Below are 5,445 nucleotides of genomic sequence, written 5' to 3'. Positions count from 1 at the left end.
GGACGGAGCCGGACGCCTCTGTGGGGACTGTGCGCTCTTCCTCGGCCGGGGAGAGCTTGGGGTTGGCGAAGACGAGCATCGAGTTCTGGGGCTCGGTGCTGATCGCGCGGTTGCCGTCCGGATCGGTCGTGAGAACACCGCTGGCGCCAGACATGTCGTTGTACGCCGTGATCAGCTGCGGGTCGAACTCGACGGAGAACCGGTAGCCGTCTTCGCTGAAGGGGACCTTGACGCGGATCGTCGAGGCGTCGACGAGCTCCTTCTCGAGCCCGAGATCGGTCGGTCGAACGGTGACCTGGTCGGCCGACGTGATCGTCTGCCCTGTCCTGAGGGTGACTTCGACCCACACGTCAGTGGAGTACTCGAAGCTCGACCAGCTCATGGTCAGGTCTGCCGCAGAGGAGAACTCGGCACCGTCCTCTTCGGTGTAGCCGATCTTGTCGTTGCCGCTGCGAGGGACGCTCATGTACACGAACGAGTCGTACGAGGAGTCCGGGTCGGACGACGCAGTCACCCTCGCGTCGTAGAACGCCGACTGGCGGACCTGGCCGTCATCGATCGGGTCTGTCGTAGGGGCGGCGTCGTCGTGCCACCAGGTACGCAGCTCGGCGGAGTCTGCGATGTGCGGCTCGCCTGCCGCGACCGGGGTGGGGTCTGGTGTGGTCGGTCGGGGGATCGCTGCCGAGTGTGGGGCGAGCAGTAGGCCGGCGAGCAGAGCGACGGCAGCTGCGGATGCCGTCGCCGTGACTCGCGGTCTTGGGGCAGGATGCATGGTGGTTCCGTTCTCTGGTGGGTCGGGTGAGGCGTTCGGTCGTGCTCGTGCTCCCGACGGAGCCGTATGCCCGCGGTGCGGGCGGCCGGTGGCGTGGGCACGGCAATGCCCGCGCCACCGATGGTCACCGGGCGGTGGTCAGGTGCCGGTGGTGTTGTGGTCGGGTCTCATGTGCTCCTCCTTGAGCGGGTCATCGACGGTGATGAGGGTGTGAGGGATCGCCGCGCGTCCCTCGAGGAGAGCGCGGGTCGGGGTCATCGGGTCAGTAGCGGGGCAGTTCGGACAGGACGGCGCGTTGAATGGCGACGGCAGCGGCGCCTCGCGCCCACAACGTCGGGTCGTCGTCGAGGATCCGTAGGTCCAGGGGTGAGGCCTCGGGCTGACGTGCCTGGGTGATGCCGGCCAGGAGGCTCTGTTCGCTCACCCGTGCCAGCTGGATACCTTCTCCCGTCAGGATGATGCGCTCGGGCTGGGCGATGTTCGCCACGGCGGCTATCAGGGTGCCGAACGCGTGCGCCGCGCCCCCGACGATCCGTTCAGCGGTGGGATCGCCTGCAGCGGCGAGGTCGAGCACCTCGTCGTAGGCGACAGGGCGTCCCAGGAGCATGGAGACCTGGGAGTGGATGGCGTCGGTCGTCAGGAGTGCGTCCGCGCAGCCGCGGTGTCCTTCGCCGCATACAGGACCCAGCGGGTCGAGTGGGAAGTGGCCGAGCAGGCCGAGTCCTGAGTCCGGTCCGGTCACGAGGCGGTCGTGGATGACCAGGCCGCCGCCGACTCCCGCACCGATGGTCAGGGCGGCGAAGTTGTGTACGTCGCGTCCGTCGCCGAACCAGTGCTCGGCCTCCATCAGTGCGTCGAGGTCGTTGGAGACAGCCACGGGCAGGTGCGTGCGTTCCGAGAGCGCCCTGCCGAGATCGATGTCACGCCAGTGGAGGAACGGGGCCCGCCGCACGAGCGTGAAGTCTCGCACGACCCCGCCCAGTCCGACCCCCACGGCGGAGGGGGCGTGTTCGGCCGACAGGTCGACGACGACATCTGTCAGGACCTGTGCAACGTCTGCCGGCACCCGCGAGGTGATCTCTCGTGTGCAGGTCGCGAGGATGTTCGCCCGCAGGTCGGTCAGGACACCGTATGCGCGAAAGCCGGTGAGCTTGATGCCGACGAACTGTTGGCGACTCGGGTCGACGTCGAGCGGTTGGAGCGGTCGTCCGCTGCTCCGCGCGGTGGTCTCGGGGACCTCACGAAGCACGCCGCTGTCGACCAGCGGCTTGGTGATGCGGGTCAGGCTCGCGGTGGACAGGTCGAGCCGTCGAGCGAGCTCGGTGCGTGCCAGGGGCCCATGGACGAGCACTTCGAGCGCCACGCGGCGCGAACTGGGGGACAACGGCGTCCAGGGTGATGCGGAGTCGAGCACCAGCGCTCCTCACTGAGTCGGATACTGGAGATAGTACCGCCACGAAACTTGAAGGCAACCCCCGCTGCGTGACGGAACTGTGATCTTCCGCGACTTGACGCCAGGTTGAGCCCTGGTAGTTAATGTTGCCACGAAGAAAACCTTCGTCACGGATCGAGGGCGATCCTGGGCAGCGTCGGTGACGCCTGCTTGGCCCGAGAACTGGACGACGACGTAGTCGACTCAGGAGGAAGTGGAATGCGGAAGCACATGGCGGTGCTGGCGGCTGGTTCGCTCGTTCTCGCGTTGGGCCTTGCTGGCTGCGCGAGCGAGGGAGGGAGCGGCGAGGCCGAGAATGGCAAGACGCTCAAGGTGTGGTGGTGGGAGAACGACGACAGCGCCTTGGCCCAGTCCTGGAACAAGGCGATCGACATCTTCGAGGAGGAGCACCCGGGGGTCGAGGTCCAGTTCGAGCTCAAGACGTACGAGCAGATGCAGCAGTCCGGACAGCTCATCCTGGACTCGAACGACGCCCCGGACGTGCTCGAGTACCTCAAGGGGAACGCCACTGCTGGTGTGGTCTCCAAGGCAGGGCTGCTCACCGACCTGACCGATGTTGCCGCCGAGCGCGGCTGGGCGGTCGACAACACCGCACAGGACGTTGGCCTGTACGAGAACGGGACGATGGGTTCTGGTCAGCGGTACGGAGTCACGAACTACGGCGAGTACGTCGGGATGTGGTTCAACCAGGACATGCTCGCCGCGCAGGGCGCACAGGTCCCCGAGACCCTCGATGAGCTCGAGGCAGTGATGCAGACGTTCGTCGACGCCGGTATCACCCCGCTGGCGCTCGGCTCTGCCGACTACCCAGGCCCGCACCTCCTCTACGCGCTCGCCCTTGCGCACATGGATGCCGACTCGCTCGCCGCCTACCAGAAGTTCGATGGCGAGCCGGACTGGGCCGCGTGGCAGAAGGCCGCGACCACCTTCGCTGACTGGGTCGACAAGGGCTATGTCAGCACCGACTCGACCGGCATCCCCGCGCAGGACTCGGGCAATGCCTTCGCTGCAGGCAAGTACCCGCTCTTCTACTCGGGCACCTGGTGGGCGGGCCCCTTCGCGAGCGACATCGCCGACTTCGAGTGGGACCAGTTCCTGTTTCCAGGCAACGACCTGCACCCGGGCTCGGGCGGCAACTTGTGGGTCGTGCCGTCCAAGGCGAAGAACAAGGAACTCGCGTACGACTTCATCGAGATCACCCAGCGCCCCGAGGTGCAGAACGAGCTCGGGAATCTCGGTGGGGTTCCGGTCGCCGCCGAAGAGGGCGGGGTGAGCGAGCCGGTCGGCGCGGTCGTCACCGCACGTTTCAACGAGCTGCTCTCGGGAGACGGCGGGACCCTCGCCTGGTACCCGGACTGGCCCGTCCCGGGACTCAACGACGTGTTCATCGCTCAGACCTCGGACCTGGTCCAGGGCAACGTCGAACCTGCGCAGGTGGCATCGAACATCCAGGCCGCCTACGACGCCGGCAAGCCCCAGGGCTGATCCGGTCCGCACTCCGTGCGGCGGCGCGGGCTCAGCCCGCGCCGCCGCGTCACGAAGGACTCGCACATGACCTCACTGACCGGCACGCCCACGCGCCGCCGCCGCGTCGTCTCAGAATCACCCGCCGGGTACTGGTGGTACATCGTCCCGGGAGCGATCGGCTTCCTCGCGGTGGTCCTGATCCCCTTCGGGATGAACGCCTACTACAGCCTGACCACCTGGAGCGGGGTCGGTGACCCGCAGTTCGTCGGGTTCGACAACTACACCCAGCTCATGGCGGACGCGACGTTCTGGACATCGTTCCGCAACAGCGTCTTCTTCATCTTCGCCATGGCGGTGATTCCCACTGCCATCGGTGTGGTCGTCGCCGCCGTCCTGTTCGACTTCATCGCGCCGCGGTTCGGTGCACGCACCTCAAGCCTGCTTCGCGCCCTGTTCTACCTGCCGCAGATCTTGCCGATCGCAGTGGCTGGCGTCCTGTGGAAGTGGATGTACCAGCCCGAGTACGGGGTCATCAACACGATGCTCAGCGCGGTCGGTCTCGACGGGTTGCGCCAGAACTGGCTCGGGGACTCCGACCTGGCGATCTACTCGGTGATGAACGTGCTGATCTGGCTGCAGATCGGCTACACCGTCGTGCTGTTCATGGCGGGGCTCTCACGCGTGGACCCCGCTCTGCACGAGGCCGCCGAGCTGGACGGTGCAGGTTGGTGGCAGCGGTTCCGCATGATCACTCTCGTCCAGCTGCGCCCCGAGATCTCCGTCGTGCTCATCACGACGTCGGTCGCGGCGCTGAAGGTCTTCGCCCCGATCTATGTCCTGACCAAGGGCGGCCCAGGGACGAGCACGATCGTGCCGGCCTACTTCTCCTTCACCAACTTCTTCACCACCACCCGAGTCGGGTACGGCGCCGCGGTAGCCACCGTCCTGGCACTGCTCGTGACGATCATCGCGGTCGCCCTGCTGCGCTACCAGACACGTACAACGGAAGGGTTCGACGAATGAGCGTCAACCTCGCGCCCGACACGGTCGCATCTGGACCTGCGGACCTCGGTCCGGCGCCGCTCCGCACACGCGGTGGTGCACGCAGCCGACGCCGAGTCAGTGGCTGGGTCGTCCTCGTCGTCGTCGCGGTGATCGCCGTGCTCATGGTCTTCCCGTTCTGGATCGCGCTGATCAACGGGTTCAAGCCCTCCGACCAGTACCTCGCAGGTGGACCGGTGTCGATCCCGACCGAGCTCGACTTCTCGTCGCTCGTCGACTTCTGGCACCAGGTCGACTTCAACCGCAAGCTGCTCAACAGCGTGGTGATCGCCGGCAGCGTGGCGCTCATCGCCGCAGCCCTGTCGATGTTGAGCTCGTTCGCCATCGGGATCGGCCGGATCAAGGGTCGCGTCTGGCTCCTGGCGGTGTTCATGGTCGCCTTCACGATCCCGCAGGAAGCGCTCGTCTACCCCCTGTTCGTCCTGACCCGAGACCTCGGGCTCTACGACACGCTCCTGGGCGTCATCATCATCCTCGCCGTCCTTCAGAGCGCTTTCGGGACGTACATGCTCTCCTCGGTGCTGGGCGCATTCCCCAAGGAAGTCCTCGAAGCCGCGAGACTCGACGGGGCCAGCAGGCGCCAGGTCCTGGGGCGGATCGTCTTTCCCCTCACGCGCCCGATGCTCTCGGTGCTGGTCACCTTCTTCTTCATCTGGACCTGGAACGACTTCTTCCTGCCACTCATCCTCCT

Annotated in this window: 4 protein-coding genes and 1 pseudogene; 3 read left to right on the top strand and 2 right to left on the bottom strand. The window is 66.5% G+C overall.

Annotated elements, in window-relative coordinates:
- Positions 1–772, bottom strand: a pseudogene (locus ACFWGN_RS21260) (dextranase); the annotation flags it as partial.
- 262 nt (positions 773–1,034) lie between these two features.
- Positions 1,035–2,186 carry an ROK family protein gene (locus ACFWGN_RS21255; protein WP_377619739.1) on the bottom strand — a complete coding sequence of 384 codons (1,152 nt, stop codon included), beginning with the start codon at positions 2,184–2,186 and terminating at the stop codon, positions 1,035–1,037.
- Between the two features lie 237 nt (positions 2,187–2,423).
- Here ACFWGN_RS21255 and ACFWGN_RS21250 point away from each other — a divergent pair, with 237 nt between their 5' ends.
- From ACFWGN_RS21250 to ACFWGN_RS21240, 3 genes are all read left to right on the top strand, one after another.
- Positions 2,424–3,710, top strand: coding sequence for an ABC transporter substrate-binding protein (locus ACFWGN_RS21250; protein WP_377619737.1), 1,287 nt, complete (start codon positions 2,424–2,426; stop codon positions 3,708–3,710).
- A gap of 66 nt (positions 3,711–3,776) precedes the next feature.
- Positions 3,777–4,715 carry a carbohydrate ABC transporter permease gene (locus tag ACFWGN_RS21245; RefSeq protein WP_377619736.1) on the top strand — a complete coding sequence of 313 codons (939 nt, stop codon included), beginning with the start codon at positions 3,777–3,779 and terminating at the stop codon, positions 4,713–4,715.
- The coding region (locus tag ACFWGN_RS21240) for a carbohydrate ABC transporter permease (RefSeq protein ID WP_377619734.1) at positions 4,712–5,445 on the top strand (734 nt) is incomplete at its 3' end. The genes ACFWGN_RS21245 and ACFWGN_RS21240, both read left to right, overlap by 4 nt.

Origin of the sequence: Oerskovia sp. NPDC060338, from assembly GCF_042726295.1 — a bacterium.
Classification (GTDB): domain Bacteria; phylum Actinomycetota; class Actinomycetes; order Actinomycetales; family Cellulomonadaceae; genus Oerskovia; species Oerskovia merdavium.
Note: the sequence above shows the minus strand (reverse complement) of the source record. Positions and strands in the feature narration are given on the sequence as shown.

Excerpts from the sequence above, each read along its gene's own strand:
- ACFWGN_RS21250 (WP_377619737.1), top strand. The coding sequence starts at position 2,424 with ATGCGGAAGCACATGGCGGTGCTGGCGGCTGGTTCGCTCGTTCTCGCG.
- ACFWGN_RS21245 (WP_377619736.1), top strand. The coding sequence starts at position 3,777 with ATGACCTCACTGACCGGCACGCCCACGCGCCGCCGCCGCGTCGTCTCA.